At 71.0% G+C, this 18,684-nt stretch carries 18 protein-coding genes and 1 pseudogene; 13 read left to right on the top strand and 6 right to left on the bottom strand.

The features are described from left to right. Window positions 1-28 precede the first annotated feature (28 nt). Both AB0L89_RS08950 and AB0L89_RS08945 read left to right on the top strand, forming a co-directional pair. A complete protein-coding gene (locus tag AB0L89_RS08950; RefSeq protein ID WP_365136616.1) occupies window positions 29-694 on the top strand; it encodes a response regulator transcription factor in 666 nt (221 codons plus the stop codon). Then, a complete protein-coding gene (locus AB0L89_RS08945) occupies window positions 691-2,151 on the top strand; it encodes an ATP-binding protein (protein ID WP_365136613.1) in 1,461 nt (486 codons plus the stop codon). Before AB0L89_RS08950 ends, AB0L89_RS08945 begins: the two co-directional genes overlap by 4 nt. A gap of 31 nt (window positions 2,152-2,182) precedes the next feature. Here AB0L89_RS08945 and AB0L89_RS08940 read toward each other — a convergent pair whose 3' ends face one another. The 4 genes from AB0L89_RS08940 to AB0L89_RS08925 form a co-directional block, all read right to left on the bottom strand. After that, entirely contained in the window at window positions 2,183-2,659 is a 477-nt protein-coding gene (locus AB0L89_RS08940; protein ID WP_365136610.1) for a MarR family transcriptional regulator, read from the bottom strand. 117 nt (window positions 2,660-2,776) lie between these two features. After that, window positions 2,777-3,532 carry an AIM24 family protein gene (locus tag AB0L89_RS08935; RefSeq protein WP_365137207.1) on the bottom strand — a complete coding sequence of 252 codons (756 nt, stop codon included), beginning with the start codon at window positions 3,530-3,532 and terminating at the stop codon, window positions 2,777-2,779. 47 nt (window positions 3,533-3,579) lie between these two features. After that, entirely contained in the window at window positions 3,580-4,230 is a 651-nt protein-coding gene (locus tag AB0L89_RS08930) for an AIM24 family protein (protein WP_365136607.1), read from the bottom strand. 1 nt (window position 4,231) lies between these two features. Next, window positions 4,232-4,870 (bottom strand): AIM24 family protein, encoded by a 639-nt coding sequence (locus AB0L89_RS08925; protein WP_365136604.1) that lies wholly within the window; start codon window positions 4,868-4,870, stop codon window positions 4,232-4,234. A 168-nt stretch (window positions 4,871-5,038) separates the two neighbouring features. Here AB0L89_RS08925 and AB0L89_RS08920 point away from each other — a divergent pair, with 168 nt between their 5' ends. The 7 genes from AB0L89_RS08920 to AB0L89_RS08890 all read left to right on the top strand — a co-directional run bounded on the left by AB0L89_RS08920 (window position 5,039) and on the right by AB0L89_RS08890 (window position 12,452). After that, complete coding sequence (locus tag AB0L89_RS08920) at window positions 5,039-5,383, top strand: DUF3817 domain-containing protein (protein ID WP_055701458.1); 345 nt, start codon at window positions 5,039-5,041, stop codon at window positions 5,381-5,383. Next, window positions 5,380-5,673, top strand: coding sequence for an MTH1187 family thiamine-binding protein (locus AB0L89_RS08915; RefSeq protein ID WP_365136601.1), 294 nt, complete (start codon window positions 5,380-5,382; stop codon window positions 5,671-5,673). Before AB0L89_RS08920 ends, AB0L89_RS08915 begins: the two co-directional genes overlap by 4 nt. Window positions 5,674-5,821: 148 nt before the next feature. Continuing rightward, window positions 5,822-6,532: a hypothetical protein gene (locus AB0L89_RS08910; RefSeq protein ID WP_365136598.1), complete on the top strand. Its 711-nt coding sequence runs from the start codon at window positions 5,822-5,824 to the stop codon at window positions 6,530-6,532. Next, window positions 6,529-7,212 carry a DUF4166 domain-containing protein gene (locus tag AB0L89_RS08905; RefSeq protein ID WP_365136595.1) on the top strand — a complete coding sequence of 228 codons (684 nt, stop codon included), beginning with the start codon at window positions 6,529-6,531 and terminating at the stop codon, window positions 7,210-7,212. Before AB0L89_RS08910 ends, AB0L89_RS08905 begins: the two co-directional genes overlap by 4 nt. Then, a complete protein-coding gene (locus AB0L89_RS08900) occupies window positions 7,209-7,862 on the top strand; it encodes a TetR/AcrR family transcriptional regulator (protein WP_365136592.1) in 654 nt (217 codons plus the stop codon). Before AB0L89_RS08905 ends, AB0L89_RS08900 begins: the two co-directional genes overlap by 4 nt. 843 nt (window positions 7,863-8,705) lie before the next feature. Further along, window positions 8,706-10,481 carry a cellulose synthase catalytic subunit gene (locus tag AB0L89_RS08895; RefSeq protein WP_365136589.1) on the top strand — a complete coding sequence of 592 codons (1,776 nt, stop codon included), beginning with the start codon at window positions 8,706-8,708 and terminating at the stop codon, window positions 10,479-10,481. A 3-nt stretch (window positions 10,482-10,484) separates the two neighbouring features. After that, complete coding sequence (locus tag AB0L89_RS08890) at window positions 10,485-12,452, top strand: kelch motif-containing protein (RefSeq protein WP_365136586.1); 1,968 nt, start codon at window positions 10,485-10,487, stop codon at window positions 12,450-12,452. A 12-nt stretch (window positions 12,453-12,464) separates the two neighbouring features. On the opposite strand, the gene AB0L89_RS08885 is transcribed toward AB0L89_RS08890, so the two are convergent. Beyond that, window positions 12,465-13,487 carry a glycoside hydrolase family 6 protein gene (locus AB0L89_RS08885; protein ID WP_365137204.1) on the bottom strand — a complete coding sequence of 341 codons (1,023 nt, stop codon included), beginning with the start codon at window positions 13,485-13,487 and terminating at the stop codon, window positions 12,465-12,467. 57 nt (window positions 13,488-13,544) lie between these two features. Beyond that, a pseudogene (locus AB0L89_RS08880) lies at window positions 13,545-14,547 on the bottom strand (DUF5937 family protein). Window positions 14,548-14,629: 82 nt separating this feature from the next. Between AB0L89_RS08880 and AB0L89_RS08875 the strand changes: the two are divergent. The 4 genes from AB0L89_RS08875 (at window position 14,630) to AB0L89_RS08860 (ending at window position 18,673) form a co-directional block, all read left to right on the top strand. After that, window positions 14,630-15,901, top strand: a complete 1,272-nt coding sequence (locus tag AB0L89_RS08875) for an MFS transporter (protein ID WP_365136583.1) — start codon at window positions 14,630-14,632, stop codon at window positions 15,899-15,901. 10 nt (window positions 15,902-15,911) lie between these two features. Then, window positions 15,912-16,424, top strand: coding sequence for a MarR family transcriptional regulator (locus tag AB0L89_RS08870; RefSeq protein WP_365136581.1), 513 nt, complete (start codon window positions 15,912-15,914; stop codon window positions 16,422-16,424). 142 nt (window positions 16,425-16,566) lie between these two features. Further along, window positions 16,567-16,899, top strand: a complete 333-nt coding sequence (locus AB0L89_RS08865; protein ID WP_365136578.1) for a DUF3817 domain-containing protein — start codon at window positions 16,567-16,569, stop codon at window positions 16,897-16,899. 73 nt (window positions 16,900-16,972) lie between these two features. Then, window positions 16,973-18,673, top strand: a complete 1,701-nt coding sequence (locus tag AB0L89_RS08860; RefSeq protein WP_365136575.1) for a methylmalonyl-CoA mutase family protein — start codon at window positions 16,973-16,975, stop codon at window positions 18,671-18,673. The last annotated feature ends 11 nt before the right edge of the window (window positions 18,674-18,684 follow it).

The raw sequence follows: 18,684 nt of genomic DNA, 5'->3' as shown, positions 1-18,684 counted from the left end.
TTCAGCTTCGCTCTGCCACCCTGAACGCATGCGCCTGTTGATCGTCGAGGACGAAAAGCGCCTCGCCCTGTCCCTGGCCAAGGGCCTGACCGCCGAGGGCTACGCCGTCGACGTCGTCCACGACGGCATCGACGGACTGCACCGCGCGAGCGAGGGCACGTACGACCTGGTCGTCCTGGACATCATGCTGCCGGGGATGAACGGCTACCGCGTCTGCTCCACCCTGCGCGCCGCGGGCAACGACGTGCCGATCCTCATGCTCACCGCCAAGGACGGCGAGTACGACGAGGCGGAGGGGCTCGACACGGGCGCCGACGACTACCTCACCAAGCCCTTCTCGTACGTCGTACTGGTCGCCCGGGTGAAGGCGCTGCTGCGCCGGCGCGGCTCCGCGGGGCCCTCCCCGGTGCACACCCTGGGCGACCTCAAGGTCGACACGGCCGCGCGCCGCGTCTTCCGCGGCGAGGCCGAAGTCACCCTCACCGCCAAGGAGTTCGCGGTCCTGGAGCAACTGGTGCTGCGGGCCGGAGAGGTGGTCTCCAAGGGCGACATCCTGGAGCACGTCTGGGACTTCGCGTACGAAGGGGATCCCAACATCGTCGAGGTGTACGTGAGCACGCTGCGGCGCAAGCTCGGCGCGGCCCTCATCAAGACCGTGCGCGGCGCCGGCTACCGTCTGGAGGCCCCGCGATGAGGCGGCTGTTCGGCTCCGTGCGGGCCCGCGCCACGCTCGGCGCGAGCCTGGTCGTCGCCCTCGCGCTGGTCGCCGCGGGCGCCGCCGTGCTGCTCGCGCTGCGCGCCAACCTCACCGACCAGGCGGACTCCCGGGCGGACGCCGCCGCCCGCAAGGTCGCCCTGCAGCTCGCGTCGGACCGCCCCTACGCCGACCTCGACCTGCCCGACGACGAGGACACCCCCGTCCAGGTCGTCGACGACAACGGCAGGCTGGTGGCCGCCAGCGACGACCTGGAGAAGATCAGCGGCACCGGTGTCGACGCGGTCACGCCCGGCTCCGCCGCCGGGAAGCCGCCCGCCGACGACGACGGCGACGGCGAGGACAAGAGCGAGGGCGGGGACAAGGGCGACGACGAGTCCGAGGCCGGGGACATCTCCGACGACACCGACTACAGCAGCGGCTCGGCCACCGTCGACGGCGAGAGCGCCGACTACCGCTTCGCCGCCGTCGAGGTGGGCACGGAGTCCCGCGGCGACCTCACCGTCTACGCGGGCGGCTCGCTCTCCGCCGAACAGAGCGCGGTCTCCACGGCGCTGACGTCGATGCTGATCGGATTCCCGCTGCTCCTGGTGGTCGTCGGGGGTGTCACCTGGCTGGTCACGCGTCGGGCGCTGCGCCCGGTGGCGGCCATCACCGAGGAGATGGCCGCGATCACTGCGTCGGAGGACCTGGCGCGCCGGGTGCCCGAGCCGGACACGCACGACGAGATCGCCCGGCTCGCGCGCACCACCAACGAGACGCTCACCGCGCTCCAGACCTCGGTGGAGCGTCAGCGCCGCTTCGTGGCGGACGCCTCGCACGAGCTGCGCAGCCCCATCGCCTCGCTGCGCACCCAGCTCGAAGTGGGCGCCGCCCACCCCGAGTTGCTGGACGTCGACGGCGCCGTCGAGGACACCGTGCGACTTCAGGAACTCGCCGCCGATCTGCTGCTCCTGGCCCGCCTGGACGCGGGGGAGAAGCCGGGCGGCAAGCGGGTGGAGCTCGCGGCCTTCGTCCGCGAGGAGCTGTCGCAGCGCACCCGGGACCGCGTCGAGGTGCACGCGGACCTGAAGAGCGTCGAAGTGGCGGGCTCCCGGAGCCAGTTGGCTCGGGTGCTCGCCAACCTCCTGAACAACGCGCAACGGCACGCGCGCTCCCGCGTCACGGTCACCACCCGGAGCGACGGTGCCTGGGCGGTCCTTGAGGTGTCCGATGACGGAAGCGGCGTGCCGGAGGGCGAGCGGGAGAGGATCTTCGAGCGGTTCGTACGTCTCGACGATGCCCGCAGCCGCGACGAGGGCGGGGCCGGTCTGGGCCTTGCCATCGCGCGGGACGTGGCGGCGCGGCACGGCGGCACGCTCGTGGTCCGGGAGGCGCCGTCGGGCGGTGCGCTCTTCGTGCTCCGGCTGCCCAGCCCTCAGTCGTCGGCGGATTGAGGGACGGCACGGCCGGTCGCGCGGGAGCGGATCAGGGCTTGCCGCGCTGGGCCCGCAGGTGTTCCGCGATCGGGGTCAGGGCCTTGCGCAGATCGCCGAGCGCCTCGGGGGAGACGAGGTCGACGAAGTGCCGCCGCACGGAGGCGACGTGGTGCGGTGCCACCTTCTGCATGGTCTCCATGCCCTCCTCGGTGAGGACGGTGTAGAGGCCGCGCCGGTCGGACTCGCAGTTCTCGCGGCGCACCAGGCCCGCGTTCTCCATGCGGGTGATCTGGTGGGACAGGCGGCTCTTGGACTGCAGAGTGGCGGCGGCGAGATCACTCATGCGCATCCGCAGGTCTTCCGATTCTGAGAGATGCACGAGAATGTCGTAGTCGTTCATGGTCAGGTTGAACGGCTGAAGGTCCTTTTCGAGCTGATATGTCAGCATCCTGTTGACCTCCACGTGGGTGCGCCAAGCGCACTGTTCCTCGTCGGTCAGCCACTGCGGGGCCGTCTCGGTCTCCATGGAATCGATTCTACCTAAGAAGTTGAAAGGTGAACGAACGGTCGGGTGTGACGCGCCTCGCACCCCCTGGCTCGCGAGGGGCACAGACGTTCGCCGTCACACTCCGCAGACTACCGCTCACAGCCCGAAGCGACGCTGGAGGTCCCCCAGTTGTCCGGGAAGGCGCGGTGTCCCGGACTGCTGGCCCGGTTGCCCCGGAGTGCCCCGTCCGCCCGGCACGCCGGCCTGCTGCGGCACCTCTCCGGAGGCCTGCTCGGGCATCAGCGCCTCGGTCGACTGGAGCAGGACCGTGCCGGCGCCCACGAACTCGAACTGGTGCTCCTCGCCGGACGTGCCACCGATGCCGGTCAGTGCCCGCACGCCTCCGATCACGCCTGTGAGGTATCCGTGGTCGTAGTGGTGGCACGGTGAAGGGCAGTCCGCCCAGCCCACCAGGGCCTGTGGATCGACGCGGATCGGCGGCTCCATGAAGACCACCGGGCCGTTCGACGCGGCGACGAACTTTCCGGTTCCGATCAGGGTCAGGAAGCCCGGAACGATCGACTGCTTCAGCGCGAGAGTTGGCTGAAAAGCGAGGAGGTTGCCGGAGCGAATGGTCAGGTTGCCGTCTTCCAGGTCATACGAATTCACGTCGAAGGCCCGGTCGGCGAGGAGCATCTTGCCCTGGCCGTCCGCCACGACCCAGTCGCTTGCGTGCAGCGGCGAATGAAAGCTGGTCCGGACCAGCCGGTCGAGACGGCCGTGCCCGATGCCGTTGAACTCGATCCGTCCGTAGTAGGCGATCATCTTCCCCTTCTGCAGGAACCACTGGTTCCCCTTGAGCTCCACGCAGAAGGTGTACGCGTTGACGTTGTCGTCTGACGGCAGCGTCATGGGGTCGAACACGGCGGGCGCGCCCGCGGGCGTGGACACGTTCGGATTCACAGCTTCTCCTCCGAGGCCTGGACGTAGACCGCGCCGCTGCCCGACAGCTCCAGCTGGAAGGCCTCACCGGAGCCGCGGCCGACCATGTCGCGCCAGCCGAGCGCCGTGGACAGCTTGTTGCGCACGTCGCCGTGGTGGGCCACATAGGCCTGCGGGTCGACGTGGACCGGGCGCTGCGGGGTGATCGGGACCTCGATGACGCCGCCGTGCGCCATGACGGCGACCGCGCCGTGGCCCTTGAGGGTCGTGGTGAACAGGCCCTGGCCGCTGACCTGGCCGCGCACCATGCCCATGACGCCGCCCTGCGAGCCCATGAACATCGTGCCCTGCTGGAGGGTGCCGTCGAAGGCGAGGAGGCGGTCGGCCTCGACATAGAGGGTGTCCCCGGAGAGGCCGATCACCTGGATGTGGTGGCCGCCGTGCCCGAAGAGGACCGTGCCGCTGCCCTCGACGGTCATCAGGGCGGTGGCCTCGCCCGCGACCCGGCGCCCGAGCATGGACATCAGGCCGCCCTGCCCGCCCTGGATGTTCGGGGTGAAGGAGACGTCCCCCTTGTAGGCGAGCATGGCGCCGCGCTGACTGAAGATCTTGGCGCCCGGCTGCACCTGGGCCTCGATCATCTTCGAGTTGATCTCTCGGAAGGGCATGTCACACGTCCCCCGCGATCGTGGTGCGCTCACTGGGCTGGACGTAGACGAGGCCGTCGCCCTCGAAGCGGATCTGGAAGGCCTCGCCGCCGCCCTCGCCCAGGAAGGTGCGGAAGGTCACGCCGGACTGGAAGCTCTGGCGGATGTTCCCCTGGTGGGCGATGTAGGCGCCCGGGTCGACCGTCAGCGGATACTGCTGGGAGACGCGCAGCACCACCGCCGGGCCGTCGGAGACGATCGCCGCCTGGCCCGTGCCCTCGACGGTCGTGGTGAACAGGCCGTTGCCCTGGGTCGCGCCGCGCAGGCCCGTGAAGCTGGTGCCGGTGCGCAGGCCGGCGTCCGCGCACAGCAGGTTGCTCGCCTCGACGTACAGCTTGTCGCCCTGCAGCCGCACCAGGTTGATCTCGGTGGCGCGGTCGGCGAACCAGCAGGTGCCGTGCCCCTTCACCTCCATCACCGTCATCTGCTCGCCGGTGACGCGCCGGGTGACCATGCCCCGGATCCCCTCGCCGCCGCCGGTCATCTTCTTGAAGGCCATCTGGCCGTCGTACGCCACCATCGAGCCGTTCTTCGCCTTGACGGCGTCGCCCGTCATGTCGACGGCGAGCACTCTGCTCCCTTGGAGCCGGAACGTAGCCACGAACCGACGGTAGCCGCCGCGTACCCGCCCAGAACAGGGTGAAGGGCCCTGAGCGAACCCCGAGAACACCCCGATGTCACAATGGGGGTCGCTTGTGCGCGCGTTCACAAGATCAGCGCGCGCCGTGCGTACGCCCCCTCCCGCCGCCCACCCACCCGAAGGTGATCCGTGGACATCAAGACCGCTTCCGCACTCCGCCGCCTCCGCCTGGTCTCGGCCCCCGAGGCCGTCTCCTTCCTGCTGCTGCTCGTCTGCTCGGTGCTGAAGCGGACCACGGAGTTCAACGCCGTGCCGGCGATGGGCATGATCCACGGCGTGCTCTTCGTGCTCTACGTGGTGTTCTGGCTGGACGCCTGGAACCGCACGAAGTGGGACCTGAAGACCGGCGCCCTGTACTTCGTCCTCTCGGTCCTGCCGACCGGCGGCTTCTTCGCCGAGCGCAAGCTCAAGCGTGAGGCCGAGAACGCGGTGATCGCCTCCCGTGCCCGCCGCGAGGGGGTCGTGGGCGCATGATCGTCGCCTTCTCCGTGACCCCGCTCGGCGTCGGCGAGGACGTCGGCGAGTACGTCGCCGACGCGGTCCGCGTCGTCCGCGAGTCGGGCCTGCCCCACCGCACCGACGCGATGTTCACGTCCGTCGAGGGCGAGTGGGACGAGGTGATGGACGTCGTCAAGCGTGCCGTCGCCGCGGTGGAGGCGCGGGCGCCCCGCGTCTCGGTCGTCATGAAGGCGGACATCCGCCCCGGCGTGACGGACGGTCTGACCTCCAAGGTCGACACGGTGGAGCGCTACCTCTCCGCGTAACGCCTCGCACTCCTGAAAGCCCCCGCCCTTCGGGCGGGGGCTTTTCTTGTGCCTTCTTGTGCCCGAATGCCGACTTGAGCGACTGCTCAAACACCTGTACCTTCCGTTTGAGCAGTCGCTCAAAAGCATGCTGACGTGGGGGTTCACCGTGAGTCTGTACATCGAGGCGCGGATACGCGCCGATCTCGACGACCTCTGGGCGCGCACCCAGGAGCCCGGTCTCCACCAGCGCTGGGACCTGCGCTTCACCGAGATCGACTACCTCCCGTGCCGGGAGGGCGAGCCGCAGCACTTCCGGTACGCCACACGCGTGCTGCCGTTCCTGACGATCGCCGGCACCGGGATCTCCGCGGGGGAGAAGCGCAGGCCCGACGGCACCCGGACCTCCGCCCTGCGCTTCGCCTCCCCGCACCCCCTCTCCCTCCTGGAGGAGGGCAGCGGCTACTGGCGCTACGTACCGACCGACGACGGCGACGGCATCCGCTTCGTGACCGGCTACGACTACCGCCCGCGCTGGGGACGGTTCGGGAGGATCGCCGACCGCGCGGTCTGCCGCCCCCTCATGGGCTGGGCGACCGCCTGGTCCTTCGACCGCCTGCGCCTCTGGCTGGAGCGGGGCATCACCCCCGAGCGGGCCCTCCTGCACGGCGCCGCGGAGTGCGTCGCCCGCGTCCTGTGCGTGGTGGCCGCGGTCCTCTTCGCCCCCATGACGGCCCTGGCGACGGCGGCCCTGATGCTGATGCTGCCGCCCCTGCCGACGACCCCGGCGGCCCGCCGCTGCCTGCGCACCCCGCCGCAGCGCGCGCGTGCCCCGCGCATCCTGACCACCCTCGCCACCGCCAAGGAGCAGCAGTCATGACGTCGTCGATCTTCCGGGCCGTGCTGGGCGCCGACTTCGAACGGCTGCACCCGCAGATCCGGCGCCGCTTCTCCGTCGGCCTCGCGAGCGGCGAGGCCTGCACCGGGCGGGGCGTCATGGACCGCATCTGGCACGGCGGGGGCTTCGTGAAGCCGTTCCTCGCGGTCGGCGGCACCCGCAACATCCTCGTCCCGCGCCAGGGCAGGAACGTCCCCTTCGTCATCGAGAACGTGCCGTACACCGACACGTACGGCCGTGAGACCGTGAGCTTCGTGCGCACCTTCGATCTTCCCGGCGGCCCACGCCGCTTCGACGCCCAGATGGTCCTGAGCCCCAAGGGCGACCGCGTGCTCGACTACCTCGGCACGCATCAGCACCTCGCCACCGACCTGCACCTGCGGGCCGAGCCCGACGGCTCGCTCCTGATCCGCTCCGGGGACCACCGCTTCCGGGAGGGGCCGGTGGACTGCCGCGTCCCCGGACTGATCCGCGGTGACGCGGAGGTCCGCGAGTCCTACGACGACGCGGCGGAGTGCTTCCGCATCCAGGTCCGGGTCACGAACCCGCGCTTCGGGCCGCTCTTCGGGTACGAGGGGTCGTTCACGGCGACGTACGCCGACGTCCGGACCTGCGGGGTGCGGCCCGGTCTGCGGCCCGTCCGCGAGGAGGCGCGCGCGTGAGTGCGGCCAAGGATCCGGCCAAGAGCCAGGAGACCCGGACCAAGCTCCTCGAAGGCGCCCTGCGGACGCTCACGGAGCAGGGCATCGCCAAGACGTCCGCGCGCAGCATCGCGGCGTCCGCCGGGGTCAACCAGGCCCTCGTCTTCTACCACTTCGGTTCCGTCGACGAGCTGCTGGCGGCGGCGTGCCGGCATGGCACGGAGCAGCGGGTCGCCCGCTATCGCGAGCGGCTCTCCTCGATCGGTTCCCTCTCCGAACTGCTCGCGTTCGGGCGGGAGATGCACGAGGAGGAGCGGGAGGCGGGGCATGTGGCGGTGCTCGGGCAGTTGCTCGCGGGGGCGCAGACGCAGCCTCGGCTCGCGGGGGCGACGGCGGCGGGGCTCGCGCTCTGGATCGAGGAGATCGAGAAGGTGCTGACGCGGGTGCTTTCCGCCTCCCCTCTCGGGGAGTTCGCCGATCCCGTTGGGCTTGCTCGGGCGGTGGCGGCGTCGTTCGTGGGGATGGAGTTGTACGAAGGGGTGGACTCCGCGGGTACGGAGAGGGCGTTGGAATCGCTGGACCAGCTGGCCCAGTTGGTGACGGCGATCGAGGACCTCGGCCCCATCGCCCAGCGGGCAGTCCGCCACCACCTTCGCCGCCGTCGTCCCTGACCCCCGGCCGGGGCGCGGCCTCCTTCATCGCCGCCCGGCACCGTGGCTCGTGCCTCCCCGCGCCGGGTGGGCGTCGGCTTCCCCTTCCCCGGCACGGTCCGGCTGCGCCGGGGCTTGGGCCACGGTCATCGCCGCCCGGCACCGTCCGCTTCCCGGCGCTCCGCGCCGGGCCTTCCCCACCCACCCGCCCGTTTACCCCGCACCGCCTTGCGGGACCGGCCGCACCGGAGCTGGAGCCTCCTTGATCGCTGCCCGGCACCGGGGGCTGTGCCCACCCGTTCCGCCTTGCGGAACGCCTGCCCACAGCAGGGGCGGCTAGTTCGCCACCGCGCCGCCGCCCACAGCGGCGGGACCGGCAACAGGTTGCCCACCGGGCGCAGCGCGGGCGCACCGGCCCCCACCGGGCCGCGGTCGCACACGCTCCCGAGGGGACGTGGGGGTATGTGCGAACGGAGCACTGAGCGCACGTTGGCGTCTTTGGACTTGGGGCGGGGCGCAGGGATGGCGAGTACGCACATACCCCCGCGGCCCCGCCCCACCGACGGACCCAAGGCGCAGCACCGCCCAAGGCGCCCCGCCAGACGCCCGCAGCCCCGCCCCCCCCCAAGGCGGCAGACCGCGCGCCGTCAGTCGCACACGTTGCCCGCCCCCGCACCGGCAAAAGGCGCCGACGTCAGCCCCGGGTGGCCCCGCCCCGTAAGTGGGGCCGAATGCGTGAACCGTTCGAGGCGGCCCGCCATATCTCGCTCGCACGGGCGAATCCAGTTCGACACGCCCGGAAATCTCCACTTTTGTGTGGGTATCGGCTCGTTCGATCACCAGAACCAGAACCTGGAGGGCGCTGTGCGGCAGCCGGACGGCTACGACTACGAGACCCACAGCACGCTCGCCGGACCGCTCACAGAGCCGGACGGCGAAGACGGCTGCTACCGGGTCCAGTACCGCAAGCTCCTCTCCCGCGAGCCGCACCGAATACGCGCCGTCATCCTGATGACGCTCGCGCCGATACTCACCGGCATCCTGCTCGTCTACCTCGTCTGGCCCACGCACTGGACCGAACGCGAGGGCGGCGACCGCTGGCTGATCGGCCTGGACATCACGATGCTCGTCGCGATCGGTCTGATCGAGCTGTTCATGCTCGTCAACGTCATATCGATCGCCCACGCCACGATGGTGGCCAGGGACCCGGTCCCCGTCGTCCCCGAAGAAGGCACCCGCGTCGCCTTCCTCACCACGTACGTGCCCGGCAAGGAGCCCCTGTCCATGGTCCGGGCGACCCTCGAGGGCGCCGTACGGATCCACCACACGGGCCCCCTGGACGTCTGGCTCCTGGACGAGGGCGACAGCCCCGAGGCCAAGGCCCTGTGCGCGGAGCTCGGCGTACGCCACTTCACGCGCCACGGCGTACCGGAGTGGAACCGCAAGAAGGGCCCCCACAAGACCCGCACCAAGCACGGCAACTACAACGCCTGGCTCGCGATGCACCACGCGGAGTACGACTTCTTCGCCTCCGTCGACACCGACCACGTCCCGCTCCCCAACTTCCTGGAGCGGATGATGGGTTACTTCCGCGACCCGGACGTCGCGTTCGTCGTCGGGCCGCAGGTCTACGGCAACTACGAGACGCCGGTGACCAAGGCCGCCGAGTCCCAGCAGTTCCTCTTCCACGCGCTCATCCAGCGCGCCGGAAACCGCTACCGCGCCCCCATGTTCGTCGGCACGAACAACGTCGTGCGCATCAGCGCGCTGACCCAGATCGGCGGCCTGTACGACTCGATCACCGAGGACATGGCGACCGGCTTCGAGCTGCACCGCCGCCGCAACCCGGCCACCCGGCGCCACTGGCGCTCGGTCTACACCCCGGACGTGCTGGCGGTCGGCGAGGGCCCGGCGTCCTGGACGGACTTCTTCACCCAGCAGATGCGCTGGTCGCGCGGCACCTACGAGACGCTGTTCAAGCAGTACTGGAAGGCACCGTTCACGATGCCGCCCGGACGCCTGTTCTCGTACTCGCTGATGCTCGTCTACTACCCGATGACGGCCGTCAACTGGCTTCTCGGCGTGCTCAGTTGTGTGCTGTTCCTGTGGTTCGGCGCCAGCGGCACCCAGGTCGCCGCGTCCGTCTGGCTCATGCTCTACAGCGACGCCGCGGCCCTCCAGATCGGCCTGTACCTCTGGAACCGCCGCCACAACGTCTCCCCGCACGAACCGGAGGGCTCGGGAGGCCTCGCCGGCATGGCGATGTCGGCGCTCTCCGCGCCCATCTACGCCAAGTCGCTCGGCGCCGCCTTCCTGCGCCGCCCGAGCCGCTTCGTGGTCACGCCCAAGGGCGGCGACGCCAGCCCCGACCGGCTGCTCACCTTCCGCATCCACCTCTTCTGGGCGGCGGTGCTGGCCAGTTCGCTGGTCGCCTCCTTCGTGCTCGACCACACGCACGTGGCGATGCGCACCTGGGCCGTCCTCGCGCTGATCATCTCGCTGGCGCCCGTCACCATCTGGGCGTTCACCCTCGTCAGGGAGCGCAGGCAGGCCCGGCAGAAGCTGCGGACGAAGGTGCTGAGCGAGGACGGCGAGCCGGAGCCCGCGTTCGCCACCAGTACGACGACCGGAGGGAACTGAGCCATGGCCTACCGGCCCTCGAAGCGCACCAGGAAGACGCTCATCGGAGTCGGCGCGGGCGTTCTCCTCGTGGGGCTCAACGCTCCCGCCGCGCTCTCCTTCGCCGAGGAGAAGTACCACGCGTACAAGATCGCCCAGCCCGGCTACAAGGCCAAGTACGGCTCCTGGAAGCGGATCGACATCCCCGAGGAGTTCCGTACCAACGCCATCCACGCCGCGCTCCTGCACACCGGCAAGGTGCTGATCGTCGCGGGATCGGGCAACGAGCAGAAGAAGTTCGACGCCGGGTCGTTCGACACGATCCTGTGGGACCCCGAGAACGACTCCTTCAAGAAGATCGCCACTCCCGAGGACTTCTTCTGCTCCGGGCACGCCCAACTCCCCGACGGGCGGCTCCTGGTGGCGGGCGGCACCGCGCGCTACGAGCTGCTCGACGGCGAGGTCGACCGGGCCGGCGGCGGCATGCGCGTGAAGAACGAGAACCCGGACAAGCCGGTGACCCTCAAGAAGGGCACGACGTTCCGCTCGCCCTCCGGCATCGAGTACGTCAGCAAGTTCGACGTCAAGGTGCCCAAGGCCAAGCGGGAGTTCGACATCACCTACAACAAGGCCGGGGTGATGCAGCCCTGGAAGACGAAGGTCGAGGCCAGCGAGGCCCGGGTCTTCGTGGAGGCCGCGAAGACGGGCAGGCAGTCGGTCACCGAGAAGTCGGCGCAGTACGAGATCGAGGGCCTGACCGGCGAGGACGCCGACAACACGTACGGCATCGCCGAGAAGATCGACATGGAGAAGCAGGACTTCCAGGGGATCAAGGCGGCCTACGAGTTCGACCCGAAGGCCGAGAAGTACCTCCCCGTCGACCCGATGGCCAAGGCCCGCTGGTACCCGACCCTGGTCGGCCTGAAGGACGGCAAGGTCCTCGCGGTCTCCGGGCTCGACGACGTCGGTGTCATCGACCCGGGCGACAACGAGATCTACGACCCGAAGACGAAGACGTGGTCGGACGGGCCCAAGCGCTACTTCCCGACCTACCCCGCCCTCTTCCTCACCAAGGGCGGCAAGCTCTTCTACCCGGCGTCCAACGCGGGCTACGGCCCCGCCGACAAGGGCCGCGAGCCGGGCCTGTGGGACCTGGAGACCAACAAGTTCGAGAAGGTCCCCGGCCTGGAGGACCTCGACCAGACCGAGACGTCGGCGTCCGTGCTGCTGCCGCCCGCGCAGGACCAGAAGGTGATGATCCTGGGCGGCGGGGGAGTGGGCGAGTCGGAGAAGGCGACGCGGCGCACCGCCGTGATCGACCTCAAGGAGGACGACCCGTCCTTCAGGACGGGCCCGCAGCTCCCGCAGGGCACCCGCTATCTGAACAGCGTGCTCATGCCGGACGACTCGGTGTTCACGACCAACGGCTCCTCCGACTACCGCGGGCGCAGCGCCAGCAACATCCACAAGGCGCAGTTCTACGACCCCAAGACCAACGCCTTCCGCACGGCCGCCTCACCCGAGGTGGGCCGCAACTACCACTCCGAGGCGCTGCTGCTGCCCGACGGCCGCGTCGCCACCTTCGGCTCGGACCCGCTCTTCGACAACGAACAGAACACCAAGCTCGGCCACTTCGAGCAGCGCATGGAGATCTTCACGCCGCCGGCGCTGCACAAGGGCGGCAAGGACCGCCCGGTGCTCGGCGAGGGCCCGGAGCAACTGGCCGCCGACGGCCGCGCGACCTTCCGCACCGACCACCCCGAGAAGATCGCCTCGGCCCGCCTGATGCGCCCGAGCGCCGTGACGCACACGACGGACGTCGAGCAGCGCTCGATCGCGCTGGGGCTCGGCAAGGGCAAGGGCTCGGTGACGGTGGAGGTCCCGCGGGACGACACGGCCCTGGTGCCGCCGGGCTGGTACATGCTGTTCGTCACCGACCACGACGGCACGTCGTCCAAGGCGAAGTGGATCCACGTGGGCCAGGAGGACTGAACCGGGCGGACCTCACGCCGCCTTGGCGTTGCGCGCGAGGCCCAGCGCGTAGTCCGGCCACCACTGCCCCGCCGCCGGGCCGCCCCGGCAGGGACCGTCCGAGTCGCCCGGCCGCTTGATCCACAGGACGGCGTCGAGCAGCGGCTCGCCGGTGCGGTCGGTCGGCGGGGTGCCGAGGCCCCGGCCCGGCGGGTTGCACCAGGCGTCCTGGCGGTCGCCCCCGAGCGGCCCCCTGCCGTTGCGGCTGGTGTCCATCACGAAGTGCTTGCCGCCGACCGTGCCCGACAGCGTGCGGCCGTACGCCTTCGTCGTCCCGTCGCTCTGGAAGTTGGAGACGTTCAGCGAGAAGCCGTCGGCCCGCGCGATGCCCGCCTTCTGGAGCGGCTCGGTCAGCTTGCGCGCGTCCGAGATCCAGCCGGGGTTGCCCGCGTCGAGGTAGACCTTCACCCGCGGCTGCCGCTTCAGACGCTCGATCGCCTCGGAGATCAGCCGGTAGCGGTCCGCGTGGTACTCCGCCGGGGTGCAGCCGTCCACGATGTGCGGGACCGCGTCGGGCTCCAGGACGACCACGGCGGGGGCCGTACCGATCGCGTCGGCGAAGGCGTTCACCCAGGTCCGGTAGTAGTCGGCGCTGTTCGCGCCGCCCGCGGAGTGCTGGCCGCAGTCGCGGTGCGGGATGTTGTACGCGACGAGCACGGCGGTGCGCCCCTCCCGCGCCGCGCCGCGCGTCGCCTCCGCGATGTCGGGCGCCGGGTTGTCGCCGGCCGGCCACACGGCCACCGGGCGCTCCGAGATCCGCTTGAGCGCCTCGGCGTCCTGGGTGCGGCCCTCCCGCTCCCACTGCGCGACCTGCCGGGCGGCGGCGCTGTCCGGGTCGACCCAGAAGCTGCCCGACGAGGTCCGCGTCCCGTCGGTCGCGGGGCCGCGCACGGAGGAGTCCTTCGCGCCGGAGCCGGAGCCGGACGAGCAGCCCGCGGAGAGCCCGAGCGCGGTGAGTGCGGCGAGCGCCGTGAACGTGCGGAGCAGCCGGTGCATCCAGCCCCCTTGGGCGACGGTGACGGTCAGTCGGCCCGGCAATCGTTTCATAAAGGGCTAATCCATCCCTTGTACGACACCGCCCCCGGTGGCGAGCGCGATGCCGAGCGGCGTGCACTCGTAGAACACCTGGTGCCCGTACCGCCGCGACACCAGCAGCCCCGCACCCCGCAGCGCCCCCAGATGCGCCGACACCGTCGACGGCGCGAGCCCCGTGCGATGGGCGAGCCCCGACGTCGTGGCGGGCGCGTCCAGCGCCGCGAGCACCGTGGCCCGGCCGCGCCCCAGCAGCCGCACCAGCGCCGCGGACGTACGCTCCGACGGGTCCGCCCACAGCCCCGCGATGCCCCGCACCGGATACGCGAGCGTCGGCTGCCACGGAGGATCGAACCCGCTCACCACGTCCGGCCACGAGAAGACGCTCGGGATCAGGACCAGCCCCTGCCCCGACAGATGCCGCACGTGCTCGTCGCGCCACTCGACCGTCAGCGTCCCCGCGTCCCACGACAGCCTGCGGTCCAGCTCCGGCAGCAGCCCGCCGAGCCCCACCTCCGCGAGCCGCCGCGAATGAAAGGCCACATCGGCCTCCAGCAGCGCCCGCAGCCGCGGCCAGTCCGGCTCGATCAGCGCGTGCCACGCCGCCTCCAGGGCATCCGCGAGCTCCCGCACCGCACCCGCCGGATCCGCCAGCAGCGCCCGCCCCCGCGACGAATCGGCCGCCCCCCGGAGTACAGGCGAGCGCCCGCGCCATCTCCTCCCGCGCCGCCCCCGGATCGGCCGCGCGCACCCCCGCGATCTCCTCCTCGAAACGCGCCGCGGGACCGATCGGCGGCGGCCCGAGGAAGTCGGGCGAATGCCCCCGCCGCGGCATCAGCAGCCACAGCCCCGCCAGATCAAGACCCCGGCCCGCCGCCCGTATCCGCCGCAGCCACTGCGGGTGATAGCCCTGCCGCTCCGGACGCCTGAGCGTCCGCACCGCCTCCTGCGTCTCCCACAGCGGCGACACCGCGAACCGGCAGCGCAGCAGATCGTCCTGCCCGAAATGGATGTGGAACGGCACTTCGACCCCCTCGCCGCACACCGAAGATTCGCCCGAGCCCGAAACTCTAGGCCCGCCGCCGCCCCCGCGTGAGGCTGCCGCCATGCCAGAACAGCCCACCGGATACGCCCGGGTCTTCGCCGTGCGCGAGTTCCGCGCCGTCTTCGCCGCGCACGCGCTCTCCCTGCTCGGCGTCCTCGTGAGCGAGATCGCGCTGACCGTCCTCGTCTACGGACTCACCGGCTCGCCGCTGCTCGCCGCGCTCACCTTCGCGCTCGGCATGCTGCCCTACCTGGTGGGCGGCACCCTGCTGTCCGGGATCGCCGACCGGTACCCGCCGCGCCGCGTCCTCGTCGTCTGCGACCTCCTGTGCGCCGGCTGCGCCGCCCTCATGGCACTGCCCGCCACCCCCGTCGCCGCACTCCTCGCCCTGCGCTGCGCCATCGCCCTCGTCTCACCCGTCTTCAACGGCACCCGCATGGCGACCCTCACCGACATCCTCGGCGACGGCGACCTCTTCGTCCTCGGCCGCTCCCTGCTGCGCATCGTCTCCCAGAGCTCCCTCCTCGTCGGCTTCGGACTCGGCGGCGTCCTGCTCACCTTCGTCCCGCCGCGCGGCGCGCTCGTCATCACGGTGGCGACGTTCGCCGTCTCCGCGCTGCTGCTGCGGTACGGGACCCGGCGGCGCCCCGCGCGCGGGGCCGGCGGCGAGAAGCAGGCGCTGGTCCGCGACTCGCTCGGCGGCACCCGGCGCGTCCTCGCCGACCGCCGCGTACGCGCCCTGCTCCTGCTCTTCTGGGTGCCGCCCATGTTCCTCGTCGCCCCGGAAGTGCTCGCGGCTCCCTACGCGGACCAGCTCGGCATCGGCACCTGGGGCGTCGGCCTGCTGATGTGCGCGCTGCCGGTGGGCACCATCGCGGGGGAGCTGTACGCGGGCTCCGCGCTGTCCGCCGCCGCGCGGTCCCGCATCGTGCTGCCGCTCGCCGCGCTCACCCTGCTGCCGCTCGCCGTGTACGCCCTCACGCCCGGCCTCGCCCCGGCCCTTGCCGCGCTCGCGATCGCCGGGGCCGGTTCGGCGTACACCCTGGGTCTCGACCGCTGGTTCGTCGACGCGGTCCCCGACGAACTGCGGGGCCGGGCGATGACCCTGCTCACCGCGGGGCTCATGACGCTCCAGGGGGCCGGGATGTCCCTGGCGGGTCTGGCCGCCGAGTTCTGGGCGGTGAGCACGGTCGTCGCGGGCGCCGGGGCGCTCGGCACGGTCTGCTGCCTGCTCCTGGTCCTTGAGGTGCGGCGCACGGCGGGCCGAACGGCTCCCCGGGAACGTACGACCGAATTGCGAGACGGGGCTGACCAGCATATGACCGGCGGGTAAGGTCGATGCCGTGCCGAAGCCCCTCAGCCTCCCCTTCGATCCGATCGCCCGCGCCGACGAGCTCTGGAAGCAGCGCTGGGGATCGGTCCCGGCCATGGGCGCGATCACCTCGATCATGCGGGCGCACCAGATCCTGCTGGCCGAGGTCGACGCGGTCGTCAAGCCGTACGGACTCACGTTCGCGCGCTACGAGGCGCTGGTGCTGCTCACGTTCTCGCAGGCCGGCGAGTTGCCGATGTCGAAGATCGGCGAGCGGCTCATGGTGCACCCCACCTCGGTGACCAACACGGTCGACCGCCTGGTGAAGTCCGGCCTGGTCGACAAGCGCCCCAACCCCAACGACGGCCGCGGCACGCTCGCCTCCATCACGGAGAAGGGCCGCGCGGTCGTCGAGTCGGCCACGCGCGAGCTGATGGCGATGGACTTCGGGCTCGGCGTGTACGACGCGGAGGAGTGCGCGGAGATCTTCGCGATGCTGCGGCCCCTGCGGGTGGCGGCGGAGGATTTCGAGGACAGGGGCTGACGGTCCCGGGTCACGGTTCCTGCGGGTCGGCGCGCTGTCCCCGTGTGAGCGGGGGTGACCCGCGAAGCGTGCTCACCCGCTGCCGGACGATCGCGCACTCCCCGCGGAAGCGGGGGTTTCCCGGACGGTTACGCTCGTAGCCATGAAATCCAGCGTGCTGACCCGCTACCGGGTGATGGCCTACGTCACCGCCGTCATGTTGCTCATCCTGTGTGCCTGCATGGTGGCCAAGTACGGATTCGAGACCGGCGAGGGCCTGACGCTCGTCGTCTCGCAGGCCCACGGCGTGCTCTACATCATCTACCTGATCTTCGCCTTCGACCTGGGCTCCAAGGCCAAGTGGTCCTTCGGCAAGCTCCTGTGGGTGCTGATCTCGGGCACCATCCCGACGGCCGCCTTCTTCGTCGAGCGCAAGGTCGTCCGCGAGGTCGAGCCGCTGATCACCGACGGCTCCCCGGTCACCGCCAAGGCGTAACCCCGCCGCCACGGACAGGTCCGTGGCGGTCTGCCATCGACATTTACTAGGACGTCCTAGTAAATTCGAAGGTATGGACGCTGACGCCATCGAGGAAGGCCGCCGACGCTGGCAGGCCCGTTACGACAAGGCCCGCAAGCGCGACGCGGACTTCACCACGCTCTCCGGAGACCCGGTCGACCCGGTCTACGGACCCCGGCCGGGGGACGCGTACGAGGGGTTCGAGCGCATCGGCTGGCCCGGTGAGTACCCCTTCACGCGCGGGCTGCACCCGACCGGATACCGCGGCAGGACGTGGACCATCCGCCAGTTCGCCGGCTTCGGCAACGCCGAGCAGACGAACGAGCGCTACAAGATGATCCTGGCCAACGGCGGCGGCGGGCTCTCCGTCGCCTTCGACATGCCGACGCTCATGGGCCGCGACTCCGACGACCCCCGCTCGCTCGGCGAGGTCGGGCACTGCGGCGTCGCCATCGACTCCGCCGCCGACATGGAGGTCCTCTTCAAGGACATCCCGCTCGGCGACGTCACGACGTCGATGACGATCTCCGGGCCCGCCGTGCCCGTCTTCTGCATGTACCTCGTCGCGGCCGAGCGGCAGGGCGTCGACCCCGGCATCCTCAACGGCACGCTGCAGACCGACATCTTCAAGGAGTACATCGCGCAGAAGGAGTGGCTCTTCCAGCCCGAGCCGCACCTGCGCCTCATCGGCGACCTGATGGAGCACTGCGCGCGCGACATCCCCGCCTACAAGCCGCTCTCGGTCTCCGGCTACCACATCCGCGAGGCCGGGGCGACGGCCGCGCAGGAGCTCGCCTACACCCTGGCCGACGGCTTCGGTTACGTGGAGCTGGGCCTGAGCCGCGGGCTCGACGTGGACGTCTTCGCGCCCGGCCTCTCCTTCTTCTTCGACGCGCACCTCGACTTCTTCGAGGAGATCGCCAAGTTCCGGGCCGCGCGCCGGATCTGGGCGCGCTGGATGAAGGAGGTGTACGGGGCGAAGACCGACAAGGCCCAGTGGCTGCGCTTCCACACGCAGACCGCCGGTGTCTCGCTCACCGCGCAGCAGCCGTACAACAACGTCGTGCGCACGGCGGTGGAGGCGCTCGCGGCCGTGCTCGGCGGCACCAACTCGCTGCACACCAACGCCCTCGACGAGACCCTCGCGCTGCCCAGCGAGCAGGCCGCCGAGATCGCGCTGCGCACGCAGCAGGTGCTCATGGAGGAGACCGGCGTCGCCAACGTCGCGGACCCGCTGGGCGGCGCCTGGTACATCGAGCAGCTCACCGACCGCATCGAGGCCGACGCGGAGAAGATCTTCGACCAGATCAAGGAGCGCGGGCGCCGCGCCCATCCGGACGGGCAGCACCCGATCGGGCCGATCACCTCGGGCATTCTGCGGGGCATCGAGGACGGCTGGTTCACCGGCGAGATCGCCGAGTCGGCGTTCCAGTACCAGCAGTCCCTGGAGAAGGGCGACAAGCGGGTCGTGGGCGTGAACGGCCACCACGGCTCCGTCACCGGCGACCTGGAGATCCTGCGGGTCAGCCACGAGGTGGAGCGGGAGCAGGTCCGGGCGCTCGGGGACCGCAAGGGCGCGCGGGACGAGGCGCGCGTGCGGGCCTCCCTGGACGCGATGCTCGCCGCCGCCCGCGACGGCTCGAACATGATCGCGCCGATGCTCGACGCGGTGCGGGCCGAGGCGACCCTCGGGGAGATCTGCGGGGTGCTCCGGGACGAGTGGGGGATCTACGTGGAGCCGCCGGGGTTCTAGGCCTGCGGGCA

Source organism: Streptomyces sp. NPDC052114, from assembly GCF_040680155.1.
Lineage (GTDB): Bacteria > Actinomycetota > Actinomycetes > Streptomycetales > Streptomycetaceae > Streptomyces.
This window is presented reverse-complemented; position numbering and strand designations above follow the sequence as displayed.